This window comes from Sporosarcina sp. G11-34 (genome assembly GCF_026931025.1).
Genome location: NZ_JAHNZW010000001.1, coordinates 77,295 through 99,006, shown reverse-complemented (window position 1 = coordinate 99,006; position 21,712 = coordinate 77,295). Strand labels below are relative to the sequence as shown.

The 21,712-nt window shown below is 38.1% G+C and carries 14 protein-coding genes; 11 read left to right on the top strand and 3 right to left on the bottom strand.

Going from position 1 to position 21,712, the window contains the following annotated elements:
* Positions 1-362: 362 nt before the first annotated feature.
* From KSU66_RS00420 to mnmH, 4 genes are all read left to right on the top strand, one after another.
* The gene (locus KSU66_RS00420; RefSeq protein ID WP_269049434.1) at positions 363-869 is read left to right on the top strand and encodes a hypothetical protein; all 507 of its coding nucleotides are present in this window, start codon (positions 363-365) and stop codon (positions 867-869) included.
* A 650-nt stretch (positions 870-1,519) separates the two neighbouring features.
* A complete protein-coding gene (locus tag KSU66_RS00415; protein ID WP_269049433.1) occupies positions 1,520-4,525 on the top strand; it encodes an efflux RND transporter permease subunit in 3,006 nt (1,001 codons plus the stop codon).
* A 216-nt stretch (positions 4,526-4,741) separates the two neighbouring features.
* On the top strand, positions 4,742-5,791 hold the full coding sequence (selD, locus tag KSU66_RS00410; RefSeq protein ID WP_269049432.1) for a selenide, water dikinase SelD: 1,050 nt from the start codon (positions 4,742-4,744) through the stop codon (positions 5,789-5,791).
* 26 nt (positions 5,792-5,817) lie between these two features.
* Complete coding sequence (gene mnmH / locus KSU66_RS00405) at positions 5,818-6,858, top strand: tRNA 2-selenouridine(34) synthase MnmH (RefSeq protein ID WP_269049431.1); 1,041 nt, start codon at positions 5,818-5,820, stop codon at positions 6,856-6,858.
* A 242-nt stretch (positions 6,859-7,100) separates the two neighbouring features.
* Here the strand turns inward: mnmH and KSU66_RS00400 are convergent, their stop codons facing one another.
* A complete protein-coding gene (locus KSU66_RS00400) occupies positions 7,101-7,466 on the bottom strand; it encodes a hypothetical protein (RefSeq protein WP_269049430.1) in 366 nt (121 codons plus the stop codon).
* A gap of 723 nt (positions 7,467-8,189) precedes the next feature.
* Between KSU66_RS00400 and KSU66_RS00395 the strand changes: the two genes are divergently transcribed.
* Positions 8,190-8,822, top strand: a complete 633-nt coding sequence (locus KSU66_RS00395; RefSeq protein ID WP_269049429.1) for a hypothetical protein — start codon at positions 8,190-8,192, stop codon at positions 8,820-8,822.
* Positions 8,823-9,173: 351 nt separating this feature from the next.
* Entirely contained in the window at positions 9,174-10,007 is an 834-nt protein-coding gene (locus KSU66_RS00390; protein ID WP_269049428.1) for a restriction endonuclease, read from the top strand.
* A 97-nt stretch (positions 10,008-10,104) separates the two neighbouring features.
* On the opposite strand, the gene KSU66_RS00385 is transcribed toward KSU66_RS00390, so the two are convergent.
* Positions 10,105-10,797 carry a hypothetical protein gene (locus tag KSU66_RS00385; protein WP_269049427.1) on the bottom strand — a complete coding sequence of 231 codons (693 nt, stop codon included), beginning with the start codon at positions 10,795-10,797 and terminating at the stop codon, positions 10,105-10,107.
* A gap of 364 nt (positions 10,798-11,161) precedes the next feature.
* On the opposite strand from KSU66_RS00385, the gene KSU66_RS00380 reads away from it, so the two are divergent.
* Positions 11,162-13,285 (top strand): ATP-dependent Clp protease ATP-binding subunit, encoded by a 2,124-nt coding sequence (locus KSU66_RS00380; protein WP_269049426.1) that lies wholly within the window; start codon positions 11,162-11,164, stop codon positions 13,283-13,285.
* A gap of 191 nt (positions 13,286-13,476) precedes the next feature.
* Here KSU66_RS00380 and pulA read toward each other — a convergent pair whose 3' ends face one another.
* Complete coding sequence (gene pulA / locus KSU66_RS00375) at positions 13,477-15,606, bottom strand: type I pullulanase (protein WP_269049425.1); 2,130 nt, start codon at positions 15,604-15,606, stop codon at positions 13,477-13,479.
* Positions 15,607-16,004: 398 nt separating this feature from the next.
* Here pulA and glgB point away from each other — a divergent pair, with 398 nt between their 5' ends.
* Genes glgB through glgA form a run of 4 tightly spaced genes read left to right on the top strand, consistent with a single transcriptional unit; the run spans position 16,005 to position 21,700 of the window.
* Positions 16,005-17,960, top strand: a complete 1,956-nt coding sequence (gene glgB / locus KSU66_RS00370; protein WP_269049424.1) for a 1,4-alpha-glucan branching protein GlgB — start codon at positions 16,005-16,007, stop codon at positions 17,958-17,960.
* Entirely contained in the window at positions 17,957-19,105 is a 1,149-nt protein-coding gene (locus KSU66_RS00365; protein ID WP_269049423.1) for a glucose-1-phosphate adenylyltransferase, read from the top strand. Before glgB ends, KSU66_RS00365 begins: the two co-directional genes overlap by 4 nt.
* A gap of 12 nt (positions 19,106-19,117) precedes the next feature.
* On the top strand, positions 19,118-20,224 hold the full coding sequence (gene glgD / locus KSU66_RS00360) for a glucose-1-phosphate adenylyltransferase subunit GlgD (RefSeq protein WP_269049422.1): 1,107 nt from the start codon (positions 19,118-19,120) through the stop codon (positions 20,222-20,224).
* A 36-nt stretch (positions 20,225-20,260) separates the two neighbouring features.
* Complete coding sequence (gene glgA / locus KSU66_RS00355; protein WP_269049421.1) at positions 20,261-21,700, top strand: glycogen synthase GlgA; 1,440 nt, start codon at positions 20,261-20,263, stop codon at positions 21,698-21,700.
* Positions 21,701-21,712: the final 12 nt, after the last annotated feature.

Below are 21,712 nucleotides of genomic sequence, written 5' to 3'. Positions count from 1 at the left end.
ATGTTCATGTGCGCGGTATAACCAACCGAGCTTGATTAGCTATGAATTTTGGGTACCCGCTAGTGACAAACTAAAAAACGACCCTATAACTAATGTTATAAAGTCGCTTCCATCTGTGTGCTTTCGAGGGATGAACAAAGCCTAGATTTGCAACGAAGTAGGGTAGGGCAATCAAAGAAAGATCGTTAGTTTTATTTTACGCAAAATGTTCTTTCCTGAGATTATGAAGTTGCAGTGGATTAATTGGATAATGTCTGGAATCTAACTCTAAATATAAGAATACTATGAATCTTAACCCATTCTTAACATTCGTTTGTTATATTCTATCCAATGGGTTAATAACAATAGGAAGGATGAGATGTTTGAATCAACAAGTTTTCAAACAAAGTCTCGTTGGTGGGGTAGTGCTATCGGTCGCTATACTTGGGGTGTTTATATTTTTCTACTTTGGGCAAGGAAACATATCGCCTATGTTATTTCTAATTTTACTGCTGCCTGTACTTTTCATTTTTGGTCTTCTAAAAACTAAATTGGTTATTGAAGACGGCGTATTGCGGTATGTAAAAATAATTGGTGACGAGGAAATAGCTTTAATAAATGTAGCACAAATTGTAACGCGAGAAATTGAAGTAATTACTACGACTTCACGTGCTGATAATCATAACCAAAATCAGAATCAAGGGCTATCTTTTCGGAGTGGTCAGCAAGCTGTAAACCAGGAGCGTAGTACACAAAAAGTCATTTATGTAATGGACGATGCAGGGGGAACTTTCTTTTCTTTTCCTGCCAGTTTTATAACACGAAAAGATCGCCAGCGATTTCAAGAAGCAGTCACTGCTGTTAATCCTAATATTGAAGTGTTCTTATGATGTTCTTCATCTTTCTTGAACACCATTTCAGGGCTATTAGACTTAAATACCTCCTTGAGTTCGGTCGCTTATTTTGCATATGTGGACTTCCATAGAACTTCATTCGAAAAAATGCCCTACCGATTGCAAACTTGAAGGACATTTCACTTTTACACAAGACGCACTAAATTTGTAATGGGTTCACTTCAGAGGTGCAAAACGTAAAAACATATGAAAAAGGGAGACGAAGCCGTAATGGTTTTGGCTCCTCTTTTTGTTGTTATAACAGGGATTAAGTTGTAAATGCTCTTTTTAGGGTAAGGCTTTTAACAAGCTATTTGATGACCTTAAAATAGGTAGTGTAAGGATACTGTAATAAATTTCAGGTACGAGAGGATTTTCAGTATATTAAAGTCCGGTCGAGTGAAGCAGGAATGTAAACTGCACGCCAATTGTTAGAGATAATCTACCAATTGGCGTGCAGTTTTTTATGATGAAATCTACAAATTAAATAAATTTCGAAGCCTAACAACTAGCATTTACGAACGAAGTGTACTATTCTGAATCTTTGGACCAATTAAGGTTAAACCCTTAGACTGTTCTATAGATGTCCATTATAGACTAAGCTTTAAGAGAGAAATATTTATTAAATCAGATGGGGAGTGGGATGTATGAGTAGACTTACGGAATGGGCGTTAAAAAACCGAGCTGCTGTTATTCTCATGGTTGTTTTAACATTGGGATTAGGGACACTTAGTTATTTTATTTTACCGAAGGAGCTTTTACCAGCAGCAAATAATCCAATGATTACGGTTATTGTAATTGGGCAGGGGACAGATGCGCAGACAATAAATGAGGATGTTACAAAACCAATCGAAAAATCAATCGGTTCTGTAAAAGGAAAGAAGCATGTCTTTGCAACTTCAGCTGATGGCTATGCATCTATCGATATTTATCTTGATGAAACGGTAAATATGAAAGAAGCTAAGCTAGAGGTAGAAGAGGCGATAAATCGTTTGCAGTTACCAGAAAGTTATTCTCCGCCAATAGTTTCACAATTAAATATAGATATGATTCCGTTATGGCAAATTGGACTTTCATTTCCAAATGGCATTGAGCGGGAAGGTACGGAGAAGATTGAGAATGAAGTACTTCCGAGGTTTCAAGGGATAACGGGTATCGCAGATGTCACGGTTTATGGAAGTCAGCAAACACATGTGACAATAAAGCTCGACAATGAAAAAATGACTACGCATCAAATACCTATTCAGGCATTAATGGGAATCCTTCAAGGTGAAAATTTAGCAGTAGCCGTTGGAGAAGAAATAATAGATGAAAAGAAAACAAATATTAAAGTGATTGGCCAAGTCAAAGGTGTGGGAGAGTTAGAACAATTAGAAATTTCTCCGGGTGTTCAATTGAAAGATATTGCAACGATTAATATTAGCGATTCTAGTTCAACATTTTTTACGCGCGTTGATGGGGAAGAGGCTGTTGCCTTACTATTGTATAAAGAATCGAGCACAAATGCGGTTTCAATCGGGAAAAATGTCATTGAAACAATTGAACAATTGAATAAAGAATATAATCCGAGTATCCAAGTTTCAATGCTTATTTCCTTTTCAGATTTTATCGTTCAGTCCGTTGACAGTATGATGAAATCGGTATTACTTGGGGCATTATTTGCGACGGTTATTTTACTATTATTTTTACGTCATTTCCGAATGACTTTCATAACAGTCGTCAGTATTCCGCTATCACTCGGTTTAGCCCTGTTTTTATTATCTATATCTGGGGTCACGCTGAATTTATTAACGATTGGTGCCGTTGCAGTCGCAGTTGGACGGTTAGTAGATGACAGCATTGTCGTCATTGAAAATATTTTTCGAAAAGCGCAAAATGGCGATGTTTCTAAAGGGGTCATTATAGAAGCGACGAAAGAAGTATCCACTGCAATTACGTCGTCAACTTTAACAACAGTCGCGGTGTTTTTACCAATGGGACTTGTAAAATCTATGCAAGAGTTGCTATTACCATTTGCGTTAACGATATCGTATGCGCTTCTATCATCTCTACTTGTCGCATTAATTGTTGTGCCGCTCATGAGTTCAAAGTTGTTGCGAAAAGGTAAATTTCCTGTGTATAAAAAACCACTACGATACGTCCGAGTTTTGGACTGGTGTTTACGAAGAAAGTGGATTCCATTAAGTTTATCCATCATTATTTTTATTGGTTCAATTGTTATGTTTGCGGTTATGCCGAAAGGTGCGGAAGAGTCGGCGGATAATGATGTCGCAATCACAGTGCAGTATGCTGACGAAGTACCTTTTGACAAAGTGAAAAAAGAAGTGCTTGAATTAGAGACTTATATAGGTCAGCATGCAAGTGTCGAAAAAGTTATATTATTTTTAGGGTCAAATCCTGAAGATGCGCAGTTCAGTACAGTGAATTCCCAAAATACAGCGCAATTTCATATTGTCATGAAAGATCGTGCAAAAACGGATCAGTTCATTAAGGATGTTGAAAAGAAAGATGAAAGCTATCATGACGCGGAAATTGACATCACTACAGTATCATTTACTAATTTTAGCGATTCAACAATCACGTTAGATGTCGTTGGAAAAGACCCGGAGAAATTAATTCAAGCGTCTAATCAAGTCATTGAAAACGTAGAGAAAATTAAAGGCGTAGAACAAGTTACGAGTAATCAACAAGAACTAAAATCGGTCTATGGCATTGTCGTTGAGCAGGAGAAAGCGAATGCCGAGGAAGTAGCAAGGCAAATTCAACTGCTGTTAAACCCATTTCCGATTGGGGATATTCAAGTAGATGGGAAAGATACGATGGTTGTGCTCGACAGTTCAATTCATCCTAAATCTGAAGCGGATCTAAAAGAGATACTCGTTGCCGTGAATCAAGAAATGGTGCCACTCTCATCTATTGCAAAGCTTGAAAAGTCTACAAATCCTACGAGTGTGCTTCGAAAAGACGGCAATGAATATGTTCGAATTAGCGTTGAAGTAGACTCGAAAAATCTATCTGAGATCGCTAATGAAATATCGTTGGAAACGAAAGGCTTGGTATTACCAAAAGGGGTAGAGTTAGAAGCAGGCGGAGCAGCAGATGTGCAAGCAGATCAGTTTATGGAATTATTCCAGCTGATGGCTGTATCGATTGGTCTTGTTTACTTAATAATGGTACTGACTTTTAAAACGTTACGTGCTCCACTCGTTATTCTGTTTACGTTACCTCTCGCGATTATTGGTGCTATCCTTGGTCTTCTCATCACGGGAATGCCCATTGATATCGGTGCCATGATTGGTGCATTATTGTTAATTGGGATCGTTGTTACGAATGCGATTGTTTTATTGGATCGTGTGAGGAAAAATGAAGAAACGATGCCAATTCGGGAAGCGATACTTGAAGCCGGTGCAACCAGATTTCGTCCAATAATCATGACAGCACTCGCAACGATATTTGCAATGATTCCTCTATTAATGGGGAAAGAAGAAATGGGGAACCTTCTTGTTTCTAAAGGGTTAGCTGTAGTTGTTATCGGCGGATTATCCGTTGCAACGATACTCACATTAGTGGTTATCCCAGTTGTTTATGAATTATTTTATTTTAAAAAAGCGAAGAAACAACGATTAGAAGAGAAGACAACTATTTCATCATAAGTGATAACAAAATACGCATCGTATGGGTGTAATTACCATACGATGCGTATTTTTATTCGGAAAAGTTAGCGCATCTGTTCTAGAAACAATCACGAATGTTTGAACTTACATGTTTGTTTGATACATTGTGTTTTTGTCTGAGTGTGCATAGTAATGGTTGCGATTATTTATGTGTTAATATTAACAACAGTCAGGTAAGAGAGAGGACGATCGAGTATGATTAAGAAGAATCCAGTTAAACTTACGTCATTAACTACAAAAGGGGGTTGTGGTTGTAAAATAGGCCCATCAGATTTGGAAGCTGTTTTACGTATGTTGCCACAAACTAAGAAAGACCCCAATCTACTCGTTGGTTTAGATACAAGCGACGACGCAGGTGTCTACCGAATTAATGAAACGACAGCGATAGTTCAAACACTAGACTTTTTCACCCCAATTGTTGATGACCCATATGATTTTGGACAAATTGCCGCAACGAATGCCATTAGCGATGTATATGCAATGGGCGGAACACCGATAACTGCATTAAACATCGTCGCATTTCCAATTGCGACATTGGATAAAGAAATCCTTGCAGATATTTTACGAGGTGCTGGTGATAAGCTAATCGAGGCTGGAGTTACGCTGGTTGGTGGACATTCAATAGATGACAACGAGCCGAAATTTGGTCTTGCTGTAACGGGTGTTGTTCATCCCGATAAAATTAGAACCAATTCAGGTGCAAAACCAGGCGACAAATTAATTCTAACAAAACCGATTGGTGTAGGTATTTCTACTACATCACTTAAAAATAATTTATTAACTGAAGAAGAAGTACAACGTGTAACGAAAGTAATGACAACGCTCAATAAAACTGCTGCCGAAGTAATGGCGATGTATGAAGTTAATGCGGCTACTGATGTCACCGGTTTTGGGCTCCTTGGGCATGCCTCAGAAATGGCAAAAGGAAGCGGCGTCGGAATCCAAATTAATTACAATCAAGTCCCTGTTTTACCACGTGTGAAAGAGCTTGCTGAAGCAGGATCCGTACCTGGAGGAACGAAAAACAATTTTGCGCATATTGCGGATGTTGTCGATTACGGAGAAACATTAGACCAAATTGATAAATGGATTTTGTGTGATGCCGTCACTTCTGGAGGCTTGCTCATCTCCATTCCGAATCATGAAGCAGATGCATTCCTGAAGGAGTTGCAGGGCAAAGGTGTCGATGCACATATGATTGGTGAAGTTACCGAAGAACAAAAGGGAAGAATTCAAGTAAGATAGCCAAGACTAACCTAGAAGGTGAAAATGTGTTTCGAGATATCTCATTAACAGATTTACTGATAGCACAAACTAACGGGGAGCACACTTTTGTAGATGTGCGTTCACCTAGAGAATTTAACGAGTCAACAATTCCAGGAAGTATCAATATTCCGGTATTTAATGATGAAGAACGTGCCGAAGTGGGCACGCTTTATAAGCAAGTAGGTGCAGAGGAAGCAAAGGTAAGGGGACTAGCGATATTCTCTAAAAAGTTACCTGATTTCATAGCCACATTTAAAAACATTGAAACACCGATTACTGTTTTCTGTTGGCGCGGTGGAATGCGTAGTAAAACAGCTGCGACAGTACTCGATTTAATGGGCATTCATGCAAAACGTTTATATGGAGGAATTCGTTCTTATAGACAGTGGGTTGTTCACGAGCTTGAAGATAAGAAGTTCTTGCCTAAGTTATTTGTTTTGAATGGATTTACTGGATCAGGTAAGACATTGATTTTAAAGAAGCTTCATACAAAGGGTTATCCTGTTATAGATTTAGAAGGGATAGCTGGACATAGAGGCTCTATATTTGGTCAAATCGGTTTGGAGCCGAGCAATCAGAAAAAATTCGACTCCCTTCTATTGAAGGAAGTTTCGCATTATGAAAATGAGCCTTTTGTTTTTATTGAAGGCGAAAGTAGACGCATTGGTAAAGTAAGCTTACCAGAGTTTCTAAATGATAAGAAGGAGAAGGGGAAACAACTCTTCATTAATATCCCTATAGAAGTAAGAGTCCAAAATATATTGGACGATTATAAGCCGTGGGAGTCTTCTAAACCATTTAAAGAAGCTTTTCAACTGATAAAGAAACGTATTCACACACCTATTGCACGGCAAATCGAGTCAGATTTAGAGAATGGCGATTTTGCCTCTGCAACAAAACTATTGCTCGAGTTTTACTATGATCCGAAATATAAGCATGCTAGTGAGCAATATACGGATGAACAGAAAATCGAGATTGACGCAGTAGATGTTCAAGATGCATACGAAAAAGTGATTGACACAATCGGAAGTCTAGTTAAGAGCTAACCTATTGCTTGGTAGATAAAAACGTACCTATGTGTGAAACTATTTGTTTCACGCAAGGTACGTTTTTTATTTATCTAAAGAAATGCTTGTGTGCTTGAGGAAAGACATCAAAACGTTTTGGGAACTCATGGCAGCACCTTGTTCTTTAGTTTTAAAAATACCTACTCCGTTCAATTCCTCATTTCCAACCTCATTTATTTCAAATGTCCTTGAACTAGAACTATTTTTTATCTTCACTCAAGTTAACGACTAGAATGATTGTCAATCGCTTGGACAGCTAGTTCCAAAGCTTTAATTCTTCTTTCTAACAGTGTTCTTTGTGGACTACCTGCTTTTGACTTAGCATAACTGTTTTCAATTGTGGGCAATAAACCAGCAAGAACTTTGCGGGCTCCTACTAAATCTTCCAAGGTGTAATTATTGGTTTTTTGATTCCAAACATTATCTAACAAAGCTAAGCCAACGTAAATTGCTTTTAGTCTCTTCTTTACTAAAGTGGTATTTGCACCTTTCAGAGTCATCTGAGACAAAGCGCTTTCAAGTTTACCAATTGTGGATTGTAAGGATTTTATTGATTCTAATTTATCTTTAGTAGATACATATTCCAAGTTAGTGTGGTCCTTTCTTCGTTACTGAATTATTTAGCTTAATACCTAGGGCTAGGGCTCAATTACTCGCTTAATATGTGAATGCGACTAATCCATACTTTTGATATAAGAAGTATAACATTTTCAATTTAATAGTCGGATGATCATTTATATAAAAGATATGGGAGTGGCTATGGAGTCCGCGCTGGTCATCATTTTGAGGTGAAACTTCAGCCGTTTTTATGTCTCGAAACTTACAAACGCCAAGCAAGTATATCCAAAGAATACATCGAATGGTACGAAAGTACACTATCAGAATTACCCGAAAGTATAACGATAAAATGTTAAAAAGTACTCGTTAGAGGGGGGATGAGTTATTGGGAAATTTGTTTGTAGCTGATCGGATTGGATTGATGGTAGCTAGACATAATAGGCGGGTAAAGCTAGCCGGATGAACAATTATATATATCCCTTTAAAGTATCATCTAGTACAGTGTAAGTAATCTGTAATAGATGATACTTTTTTATTTTAATATTACCAACCATTATAAATAGCGTTGTGAACCCTCAGTTAATCTGTCCGCAGTTTTCAACTAAGCAGCTTTAATATAATCTTGTCGTGATCCTTATAATAATGAATTGTCCGACAATCGCACTAATTATATGGTAAAATTAAACTATTGAGATATTAAGAAGGCGATACTTGTTAGCTAATATTTAGTGCTATGGAAGGAGAAATTGAGAATGACATTAGATAATAGTAAACCAATAAAAACTGTTACTCACACCTGGCTACTCGTTATTATTCTTCTCATTATTTTTTGGCCGGTCGGTGTTTATTTTCTTGTAAGAAAACTAAGTGCTGATAAGAAGGCTTCACTGTCCTCAGGAAAAGGTATGATAATATGGGGATGGGTAATTGCCGGTATGGGAATAGTTTCATGGACAACTTTGATTGAAGATGGTTTTTTTAGTGGAACACTTGGAACGTTATTTTTCGTTGGAGCAGGTCTGTCTCTGGTTTATATCGGTAAAAGGACATCTCTAAATGCAGTCAAGTATAAAAAATACATTAATATGATTATCAATAAAAATATGAAGTCGATAGCAACGATTGCATCAGCAATCCCAGTATCACATGATATGGCAATTAAGGATATTCAAGAAATGATTGATAAAGGTTTTTTTGACAATGCGTATATTAATTATGATCTTGATGAAATTGCTTTATCAGATGCTGATGGATTTCATACCAAGGTTAAGAATCATAATGTGGCGATGGTAGTAGTATCTTGTAACGGTTGTGGGGCTAATAATAAAGTAGAAAAGCTGGAAATTGACAGTTGTCAATACTGTGGATCACCTATTAGCGGATGATTAAATATATGGTTGTAGATTATCGGTTTTGTTAATTGGGAGAAGGGGGTGTTCAGTATAATGTTTGACTTTTTCAGACCAAAACCAAGATGGGATATGTGTAAACGAAAAACGCGGGCCTTTCAGATGTACTTGGTGCCAACTGGTAAAAAGAAGAGATTTTGCTTGGCGTGTTCGGAATATGCTGAACGCCGTGCATACAAAAGAATATAGAGGCTACATAATTAAATTTAGTGAAGAATTTCATGACAAGATAATGCAAAGGGGAAGATTCAGTCGCGAAATCGTACGAAAAAAGAGCAAAAACTAATAGATTCGATAAACGGATTTTTATTATTAGTAGCTGGCTTGGTGGGATGGTATACGTTAGGTACGTTAAAAGGAGTCGGAATCGCGGTAGGTATTGGATTAGGTATCATTATTATATTTAGCCTACTAAGAGCTATGCGATTTAAGGAACGAATGAGGCAATCTGGCATTGCAGATGTTGATCAGATGACAGGTAGGCAATTCGAGGAGTATGTCGGAACACTTTTTGAAGGTAATGGCTACCGTGTAACATATACGCCAGCTACGGGCGACTTTGGAGCCGATTTGATATTGAAAAAAGGACGTGAAGTCGTTGTTGTTCAGGCAAAACGCTATAAGAATTCTGTTGGGGTTGCGGCTGTACAGGAAGTGATTCCAGCTATGAAAATGTATCATGCAAATGCTGCTTGGGTAGTTTCAAATAGTTATTATACAAAAGCTGCTGTGACATTAGCCAAAAGTAATCATGTTAAAATGATTGATCGTAATGAATTAATTCGAATTAGTATTAACTTGAAAAACAATGCCAATGAATCAATGTCATCTGTAGAAACTAGTGAAGAACCTATAAGGAAGCCTGTTATAAAAAGTTCGGATTTTCATGAAGAAATTCTAGTAGCGGCAACCCTTCAAGTAGATTCAATGAGTAATACCTCAAATAAACTAGAGACAATTTTAAAAGAATTTCGATTGAAAAAATCAAGACAGTCCGGAATGAAAGCATTCCATATTTTCACGAATAAAACCTTGGACGAACTTGTTGAAAAAAGGCCGATAACAATTGAAGAATTGCGAAAGGTAAAAGGAATCGGAGAGAAAAAGATTGAAGGATTTGGAGAAGAATTAGTTTGGATTATTAGAAGTTTGAAAGTTTAATGAAAGAATAAGTCTAGATTAATTCTTAAAAAAGCTATCCAGAAGTATATACCAAATTACTAAAGTTAATTTTATAATTTCCTAAATTAGTAATAGGTTAGTCAACCGATTGTAAAGTAGAAGTGACAATAAAATCATCGTTATTTTCAGTTATCATAATCGCTTCACGTTTGATTTCTCCGAAACCTTTGGCAAAGTATTTACGATTAATAAAATCATCCTCATCCATTTCATTGACAATTACATCATTAAAGGTTTTAAAAGGCGTTTCGGTTGTTGCGTCAGTCTCTATGATTGTCCACTTACCAAAGCTACTTCCTACTTCAAATGGTTTCTGCAAATATATTTCTAACGGTATCATTTTAGAAATCATATCAGACGTGGGCATTGGATCATCAAAATCAATCGGCTCGCTTGAAAGAATTGAAATCTTGTCCTCTTGAATTTGATAAATTGTTCGACTAGATACACCGCCGTTGTCTTCATCTACAACTACGTGCGACTCATCTAGGACTGTCACCTCAATATCCAGTTCCGCAAATTCATTTCCTTCCCCCTTATAGTGGGCATTTGTGCCACTAGGTAGAAAAAACTCAGACATTGGATTATCAAGTAAAGACTGTTCATCATCATACTTATTAGAGTCGGTTTCCCCTGAATCTAATACTTCTTCTGTGTTATTTTCCTTATCAACGTTGGCAGGAGAATCATCATGAAGGGTTTTTGGTGTACAGGCGAAAGCTATTAAAGTAATACCAATTAGAAATAATGATAGTTTAACCATTCGCATAAAATCACTCCTTTGTATCAATATACCACGTTATTGTAATGTTAATCAGAAACGTATTTTCCAAATAAAGGAGTCTTTTACGTTCTATGAATTAGGGGAAACGCGATGTTTAATTGCATAAAGAATGATTTTAATGTGACACAACAGTGAGAAGAGAAGCATCACAACGATGTTCTTATCTAATGTATCAACTATATCAGATGAGCAACGCGAAATTCGAAGCGTAGCGATTCATGAAAAAACTTTTATACTATAGGCAAGTTAATTGAATGTCAAAATAGATCAGTATACAATAAGGTTATAGGTCAAACATGGTCAAGGTCGGAATTGATAAAGATATATAACTTTCGAGGAGGAAACATATATGAAATGTCAACATTGTGGTAAAAACGAAGCAACGATGAATTTAAGATTTCGAATGAATAAGCAAAATGTGCAAGTGAATATGTGTCATACGTGTTTTCAGGAAATCCAAGGACAATTGAATGCTGGAAATATACCTTCATTTAACAATGCTGTTAATCAATTTTTCCAAGCAGGCGGAGGAAATCAAGCGCAAGCGCAAACGATACAACGTCAAGAAGATAGTGGAAATGGTTTATTAGACCAGCTGGGGACAAACCTATCAAAAGATGCCAAAGAAGGGCTCATTGATCCAGTTATCGGACGCGATCAAGAAGTGAGACGTGTCATTGAAACATTAAATAGAAGAAATAAAAACAATCCGGTGCTTATCGGTGAACCTGGTGTCGGTAAAACGGCAATCGCTGAAGGGCTCGCAGTAAAAATTCACGATGGTGACGTACCAGTGAAACTAATGAATAAACAAGTCTATTTGTTAGATGTCGCTTCACTTGTTACGAATACGGGTATTCGTGGTCAATTTGAAGAACGGATGCAACAGTTAATTGATGAACTTCAAGAGCGAAAAGATGTCATTTTATTCATCGATGAAATTCACATGATTGTTGGTGCAGGGAAGACTGAAGGATCGCAAATGGACGCTGGAAATATACTAAAACCGGCTTTAGCGAGAGGGAACTTACAACTCATCGGGGCAACGACACTAAAGGAATATCGTCAAATTGAAAAAGACGCTGCACTTGAACGTCGTTTCCAACCAATTATTGTTAAGGAACCTTCCGCAGAAGATACGGTTAAAATATTGAACGGAATTAAAGATCGTTACGAAAACTTCCATGAAGTGAGCTATTCAGATGAGGCGATACAAGCTTTTGTAACCTTGTCCGGGCGCTATATTCAAGACCGTTATTTACCAGACAAAGCAATTGATTTGATGGATGAAGTGGGATCACGATTAAATCTGATCCATGCCACAGCAGATCCGGATTCAATCGAAACTCGTCTGGCAGAAGTTGTTCAAGAAAAAGAACAAGCGGCAGAAGAGGAAGAGTATGAAAAAGCGGCAAACTTACGCCACGAGGAAATTAAATTACGTAAACAATTAGAAGAAGCGCAACATAGCGTGGAAACCGAAAGTGTAGAAGTGTCAATTGCAGATATTGAGTTAATTGTAGAAGAGAAAACAGGAATACCTGTAACTAAGTTGCAGGCAGCTGAACAAGTGAAGATGAAAGGCCTTCAGGAAAGTCTAGGGCAAAAAATCATTGGTCAGGAAGAAGCAGTCGATAAAATTGCAAAAGCAATTCGTCGAAGCCGTGCGGGACTCAAATCCAAAAATCGTCCAATCGGATCCTTCTTGTTTGTTGGTCCAACAGGTGTCGGTAAAACGGAAATAACAAAAGTCCTAGCCGAGGAATTATTCGGTTCACGCGATACGCTAGTTCGTCTAGACATGAGTGAATATATGGAGAAACATGCGGTGTCGAAAATTATCGGTTCACCTCCAGGTTATGTAGGTCATGAGGAAGCCGGTCAATTAACAGAACAAATTCGTCGTAATCCGTATTCAATCTTACTGCTTGACGAAATTGAAAAAGCGCATCCAGATGTTCAAAATATGTTCCTTCAAATTATGGATGATGGTATTTTAACAGATTCACATGGTCGTACAGTTAGTTTTAAAGACACAGTCATCATTATGACTAGTAACGCTGGTACGGGCGTAAAAGATATAACTGTAGGTTTCAACCAAACAGTACATGAATCTGTAACAATGCTGGATACATTAGGGGACTATTTCAAGCCTGAATTTCTCAATCGATTCGATTCGATTATGTCATTTAATGAACTGACAGAAGAAAATCTACTTGAAATTGTAGACTTGATGCTGGTAGATTTACAAGCTACAATTGAAGAAAATGAGATTGAAATCACGATATCCGAAGAAGCAAAACAAGCATTGGTCAAACTAGGCTACGATAAACGATTCGGAGCAAGACCACTTCGCAGAGTAATTCAAGAACAAATCGAAGATCCATTAACAGATCTTATTCTAGACGAAGAAAACATTGAAAAGGTCCATGTCAGTGTCGTTGATGAAGTAATTGTTGTTGAAAAAGTGTAATGAGATCTAACCAGTAAGTTTATAAAATATTTAAAAGGAGACAATTCGTTGAATTTAAACGAATTGTCTCCTTTTTTTTCATAGGTACGATCTTTTGGGCTTCAACAGATACGGGGGGAGTCCACTGAAAAAAATCCCTTTATATAACGATACCTAGTTGATTGAAAGAAATCCGACTTTTTCAGAGTGCTTTACAAAGCAATCGATGAGCCCCGTTGGTTCAAGGACCTTTTTAGAACGATAAATTCATACGGATAAATGCTTGCAAATTCTCCATCTATTTCTGTTTTATTGGGAAAGTAATTAGTTGCAATAATGTCCCACTTTGCAGATGAAGGTAAGTGAAGCTTGGCATATGTGCCAGTAGGATTGATATAAATAGCAAAATCTTCATCGTCCCCAAGAAGTGTAAAACCAAAAACCGGTGAGGGTGCATCTAAGATATGCAATCGCTTTTTAATCTCCAATTTAGTCGGAAGGCGAAATACATCATACTTCTTTCTTAAAGCAATGAGCGTTTTGGTAAATTGAATATGCTCATCCTCCGCTTCCCTTATCTTCCAGTCCAGTTGGTTGATTTTGTCGCCGGAAATATAGCTATTTTCGTCCCCTTGTTTGCTCCTAAACCATTCCTGACCTGCATGAAGAAATGGAACACCTTGGCTCAATAGGGTGATACCTGTAGCAAGTTGATGCATTTTCTTTCGATTCTCTACACTATCCAGGGAATTTGTGAGCTCTAGGCGATCCCAAAGAGTATGGTTATCGTGACATTCCACGAAATTAATCGTCTGGTTTACCTCGGAAACAAAAGGCGTGCCAAGATTGTCTAAAACAGAACCAGAAACAAGATGCGGCAGTCGTTCAATAAACCGACCTCTTCCATTTATATAACCTGTACCACCAGTATCAAATAAATTACCTTTCAGCGAATCTCGGAAATAATCATTGAAAAACCGAATATCTGTTAGTTGAGCTGAGTTAAAGGAAGTAGCCTTCTTTTCGTTAGCCAAAGCAGTAGGTAGTTCCCATCCCTCTCCCAGTAACATTATAGGCGTTGCTTCTTTTGCACAACGGTCACGAATTTTCCTCATGGTTTCAATGTCAATAGCACCCATTAGGTCAAAGCGAAAACCATCTAATTGATATGTCGTAAGCCACAAATCAATTGAATCCAAAATAAATTTCTGCATCATCTTGCGTTCCGTTGCCAAATCATTGCCGACACCGGTACCGTTACTGAGGTGCCCATCGGTATGATAGCGAAAATAATAGCCAGGCACTAAGTACTCAAAAGGAGATTCTTCCATCACGAACACATGATTATAAACGACATCCTGGATAACGGAAATCCCTGAATTATGAAAAGCCTGTATCATTTTCTTGCATTCTATTATTCTGGAAATGGGTTCTTCAGGGGCAGTAGAATAACTTCCTTCAGGCGCCTGAAAAAATAAAGGATCATAACCCCAATTATAATCTTCTTCTGGAGATATTTCGTTAACACGTGCGTAATCGTTAATAGGCAAAAGCTGCACATGAGTACAACCTAATTCTTTAATATAAGAAATCCCGGTCGAGTAGCCATTTTCAGTGGTTGTATCTGTTTCCGTCAAACCTAAAAATTTACCTTTGGTGAAAACGCCGCTTTCTTTATGAATTGTTGCATCTCTGACATGTAGTTCATAAATAATTGCGTCTTGCAAAGGATGTTGTGGTCTTATGGTTTCTGCATAGCCCTCGGGATTTGTCTTGGAAAGGTCAACAACAACACTTTTCTCACTATTGGCTAGTAATGCCTTTGAATATGGGTCATTGACAAGATTAGATTGTCCATTTACTGTAACTTCGTATTGATAAGGAACACCATGTAAGTCACCAACAATATCAGTCGACCAAACGCCGAAATCCCCACGGTTAAGTGCATGGATCTGTCCGTTAAGCACAAGGTTTACACATGTAGCAGTGGGAGCCCATACGGAAAAAGTAGTTGCAGCTGATTCATACTTGGCTCCTAATTCTATGTCAATGTGAGAATAATGCTCATCAAACCAATCTGTGCGAACGATTGCACCAGGGTAGACGGGTAACCTCTGCTCCCCCCAATGCAGAATTAAGTCCTCTCCCATTGGTAGTTCGTCGGTAAAGGTCATGCGGACAGTCGCATGATCAATGGCATGATCCAGCTTTACAGGAAAATATCTATCCATTGACTTCCAATAAATAACGGGTGAGTTTGCTACAGTCATCAATTCAGATCCATTTAGAACTTTTACAGTTAAAGTAAAAACATCATCTATCCAAGCTGCCTGATTTTTCACGACATAACCCCTTGTCTATTGATTTCTATTACTCAGTATATGGTAACTTCGTACATAGGGATAGTTGTCAGACTTGATATCTATTATTTGTGACATAATTCGACAATGTTTTCGACTATTGTCGGAAAAACACTTGATTTGTTTGAAAGATTCTGAAGATTTATTGGTTCAAGTGTTGTACAATATAGGTATATATATAGAATAAATGAATAGATTTTTACCAGTAACTTTAGAATACTTATGACCCAACTATCCTTTTAGGGTATTCCTTATCACTATACCCACTTAAAGTGGATTAAAGTCTTTATTCAAACTTACATAAAGCTAATACTTATTATATTTTCTTGGGCGAAAGGTATTAAAGGTAACTGGTTTCAACATAATGGGGGGCAAAATCAGTGGATTATTATTTATCTGAAGCAGACATATACTTATTTCATCAAGGAACGAATTATAAAAGCCAAAAATTTTTAGGGTGCCACGCTATTGAATGGGAAGGTACCAGCGGATTTCGCTTTGTAGTTTGGGCACCGAATGCGGAGGCGATTCAGGTTGTCGGAGACTTTAATGAGTGGGAAGGGAAGAAACACGGATTACAGAGAATAACAGAAGCCGGACTATGGGTCGGTTTTTTCACAGATATTAGTGACAGCATTGCTTATAAATACGAGATTCATGCACGTGACGGTACATTACTAATGAAAGCAGATCCTTATGCCTTTGCATCTGAGATTAGGCCGGCAACAGCATCATTAACCCCTACAGATTCAAACTTTGTATGGATGGATCAGGAATGGAAGGCGGCAAGAAAGACAATTGATCCTTTTACAACCCCGATATCTATCTACGAAGTACATTTAGGTTCATGGAAGACCAAACGAAATGAGAAGCTAGAAGATTGGGAAACAAAAGACGCAAACGATTTTTACACTTACCGTGAACTAGCTAAAACTCTAATCCCTTATGTCAAATCACTAGGATATACACATATAGAGCTTATGCCACTCGCTGAACATCCATTCGACCCTTCATGGGGATATCAAATAACTGGTTACTTTTCTGTAACTTCTCGGTACGGATCACCGGATGACTTTAAATACTTTGTTGATCAGTGCCACCAGCAGGGGTTGGGTGTGATTATGGACTGGGTGCCCGGGCATTTTTGTAAGGATGAATTTGCTCTTCGCCAGTTTGATGGGCAAGCATTATATGAATACAGTGACCCCCGTAAAGCAGAAAAAAGATTGTGGGGGACTTTAACCTTTGATTTCGGACGACCCGAAGTGCAAAGTTTTTTAATTTCTAACGCTCTTTTCTGGGCGGAGGAATACCATATCGATGGAATTCGTGTTGATGCAGTAGCCAGTATGCTTTACCTGAACTTCGACAAAGCAGACGGGGAAGATAAAATATATAACACTTATGGTGAAGAGGAAAACCTAGAAGCGTTCGCGTTTATCCGTAAATTAAATGAAGTCGTAGATACCTATGATCCAAGTGTGCTTATGATGGCTGAAGATAGCACCGATTTACCCTTAGTTACAGCACCGACACATAGTGGGGGGCTAGGTTTCGACTTTAAATGGAATATGGGTTGGATGAACGACATGTTGAAGTATATGGAGCTCGATCCCATTAGTCGGAAATGGCATCATAACTTACTCACGTTTTCATTTATGTACATTCATTCAGAGAAGTTTCTTCTACCTCTTTCACATGATGAGGTGGTCCATGGTAAAAAGTCATTGCTAAATAAAATGCCTGGGGATCAGTGGCAGAAATTCGCCAATTTAAGATTACTCTATGGCTATATGATGACGCACCCCGGTAAAAAGTTATTATTTATGGGGGGCGAACTAGGACAATACGCGGAATGGAAGGACCAGGAGGAAATCGACTGGCACTTATTGGAATATCCGCTTCACCGAGGAATAAATACGTATGTTGAAGTACTAAATCACTTTTACCAGGCATATCCTGAGCTTTATGAGCTAGACCACAATCCGGAAGGTTTTAAATGGATTGACCCTAACAATATGGAGCAGAGTATCATCGCGTTTGAAAGACGTGGATCGAGTGTTGAGGATTCATTAATTATCGTCTGTAATTTCACACCAATTGTCTATTATGATTATAAAATTGGAGTGCCAGAACCCGGAACTTATAAAGAAGTATTCAATTCAGACGCAGCAGATTTTGGGGGATCTAATCAGTTAAATGAGAAGCAACACTTCACGTTTCCAGATAAATGGCATCATGCAGACCAACATATCAAAATCAAAGTACCCCCTTTAGCAATTACTATTTTCAAGCGTGAGAAATCTATTATATCTAAGGAGGATGCTATTAAATGAAAAATTGTGTAGGTATGTTATTAGCGGGCGGAGAAGGCAAGAGGCTTGGTTTGTTAACAAAGGATTCAGCTAAACCAGCGGTGCCCTTTGGCGGAAAATATCGGATTATTGATTTTGCATTAAGTAATTGCGCCAATTCAAGCTTACAGACATTAGGCGTAATGACACAATATTCACCACTCGAATTAAATAAGCATCTTGGTAATGGAGCACCGTGGGGGATGAACAGACAAAATGGCGGGATGACAGTTCTTTCACCATATATAGCAAAGGGTGGTGGGGATTGGTATACCGGCACCGCAGATGCTATCTATCAAAACATTCATTATATTGATAGCTATGACCCAGAATATGTACTTGTAATTTCAGGAGATCATATTTATCAAATGGATTATACAAAGCTTCTAAAGCATCATAAGGAAACAGGGGCAGATGCGACGATTTCTGTTAAGCCAGTATCGTGGGAAGAAGCACCACGGTTTGGAATTCTTAATACAACAGAGGATATGAAAATCTATGAATTTGATGAAAAACCAGAAAACCCAAAAAGTAATTTAGCATCTATGGGAATTTATATTTTTAATTGGTCATCTTTAAAATCCTATTTATTGGCTGATGCGGCGAATAAGGATTCGAGTCATGATTTTGGAAATGATATTATTCCCGCTATGGTAAATGACGACCTAAAACTGTACGCCTATCGTTTTGAAGGATACTGGAAAGACGTAGGAACGACTCTGAGTTACTGGGAATCGAATATGGATTTGCTTGACGAGAATTTAGAGTTTTCGTTAAACAACAAAGACTGGAGAATTTATTCTAGCGAGTCGAACTTCCCACCGCAATATATAGGAGATACGGCAGCTGTGAAAAATTCACTTATTAATTCTGGCTGTTGGATCAGCGGAACAGTCGAAAATACAATCGTATTTGAAAATGTAGAAATTGAAGAAGGCAGTATTGTTTACCAGTCTATTTTACACCCAGGTGTAAAAGTGGGCCGAGACGCAGTGTTAGAACGAGTCATTGTGATGGAAAATACTCAAATACCAGATGGAATTCGTATCCGGATTGAAGCGGAAAAGGAACCACTTGTTATCGACCAAGAAACATTGTCAGAATTACTACTTACAGAGAAAGTTTAAGGGGGTCTACAGATGGAAACAATGATGGGTTTGATAAATTTAGAGCATGAACATCATTACTTTCACGAATTAACTTATTTTCGTAATGGTGCTTCTATCCCGTTTGCAGGTAGGTACCGATTAATAGATTTCCCTCTTTCTAATATGGGAAACTCGGGCGTTGAAGAAATAGCTATTTTCACATCTAGCAAATATCGTTCTTTGATGGATCATTTGGAGACAGGGGAAAACTGGGGGATGGGCAGACTAAATGGCGGCTTGTTTATTTTGCCACCGGACTGGAATGATCCGTCTGATATTTCAAAAGGGGACTTACGATTTTTTCATAATAACCGTGATTATTTTAATCGTGGAAAATCGTCCCATGTTCTAGTTAGCGGTGGACAGTTTATTTCCAATACCGATTATCAAGATGCTTTTAAGTTTCATCTTGAACGGGAAGCAGACGTCACGCTATTGTCGTCACGACAGGAGTCCCTATGTGCAGAACACGAATCATGCCTTCGTATTGGGAAGGACGAATCAGGCTGGGTCACGCAAATAACTAATGATTTAAACAACCCTGAACTTTTTACAGGTGTTTATATAATAAAAAAAGAATTATTAATGAGGCTTGTTGACGACTGTATTGCTCACAATAAAGAACACTTTTTCGTCAATGGGATTAAGGAAAACCTTTCCGATTTAAAAGTACAAACGTATGAGAATAAGGAGTACGGCGTCTTTATAAATTCAATTGAAAGTTATTATAAGCACAATATGAATCTACTAAATGAAGATAATTACCGGGCAATGTTTTATAAACGACCGTTCGTTCGGACGAAAATTGGTAGTCAGCCACCAGCTAAATACCTTGCTAATGCAAGTGTGAAGCAATCTATACTTGCAAATGGCTGTCTGATTGATGGAAATGTAGAAGGTAGTGTGCTATTTCGAGGGGTATCAGTAGCAGCGGGTGCTACTGTTAAAAACTCTATAATCATGCAGCGTTGTACAATTGAAGAAGGCGTTCACCTTGAAAATGTTATCTTGGATAAAGATGTGCATGTAAAAGCGAATCAGAATTTAATCGGGTCCCCGGAAAAGCCATATATCGTCGCAAAAAGGAATGTCTTGTGATTGATGATTGGGACATAGATAAAGGAGTAATCTTCCATGGAAAATATATTATTTGTAGCATCAGAATGTACGCCGTTTGTTAAAACGGGCGGACTTGCAGATGTAATCGGGTCTCTTCCTCAGGCATTGCAAACGAATGAGAAGGTCGATGTGCGTGTGATCTTGCCGCTATATGACGAAATAGGTGAAGAGTGGCAGAATCAAATGACGTACTACACTTCTTTTAACGTGGAATTTGGGTGGCGTAATCACGAAGTAAGCATCTATACATTAACTCGTCAAAGTATCGAATATTATTTTATCTCCAACGAGTATTATTTCACGCGAAAAGGGATATACGGATACTATGATGACGGAGAACGCTTTGTCTTTTTCAGTCATGCAGTTATCGAGGCATTACAGCATCTCGACTTTGTTCCAGATATCTTGCATGCGCATGACTGGCAGGCTGGGATTGCTGTGGCACTTGCCAAAATTAAACAACCTATTGCACATATGAAAACGGTATTTACCATCCACAATATCAGGTACCAAGGCGTCATGCCGTTAGATACCTTCGCCAACTTCTTCCAGCTACCAGATGAACACATTGCTGGTATGGAATGGGGTGGGATGCTAAATTGTCTGAAAAGCGGTCTGTTTCATGCAGATAAAATTACGACTGTCAGCCCTGGTTATGCAGAGGAAATTAAACATCCTCACTATAGTGAAGGGCTTGAATCCCTCCTTATAGAACGAGATGATGACTTGGTTGGAGTACTGAATGGGATTGATATAAGGGACTACAATCCTTTAACGGACCCTGCTATACCTGTGCACTATCGATCTTCAAGAGTTAAGAAAAGAGAGAACAAGGTTTTATTGCAGGAGAAAGTTGGATTGCCAATTGATGCGGACAAGCCATTATATACAATCATCACACGGCTTGTTGAACAAAAAGGATTACATCTAGTGCAACATATTATACATTCGTTTCTCGAAGAAGATGTTCAATTAATTATTTTGGGTACCGGTGATCCCGAATTTGAACATTTCTTTGCAGAAGCGGCCCGTATCCATCCGAATAAATTAGTAACAATGCTGACATTTGATGAGGATTTGGCCCGTCAATTATATGCGGCGGCTGACTTTTTCATTATGCCTTCACAGTTTGAACCTTGCGGATTAGCACAGCTTATTGCGCTACAGTATAAAACGGTACCGATTGTTCGTGAAACCGGGGGATTAAAAGATACGGTCCAGGCTTTCAACGAAGTAACAGGGGAAGGAAATGGATTTAGTTTTACGAATTATAATGCACACGATTTACTGACAGTTTTAGATTACTCGTTAACAATTTATCGACAACGAGAGCATTGGTTGAAGCTTAGTCAGAATGTAAATAAAAGTCGATTTAGCTGGGATGACTCAGCACATGAATACGCGACGCTATATCGCGAATTAGCAGAGAGTAATTTAACTACGGAGCACGTATAAGGGAGAGAAATA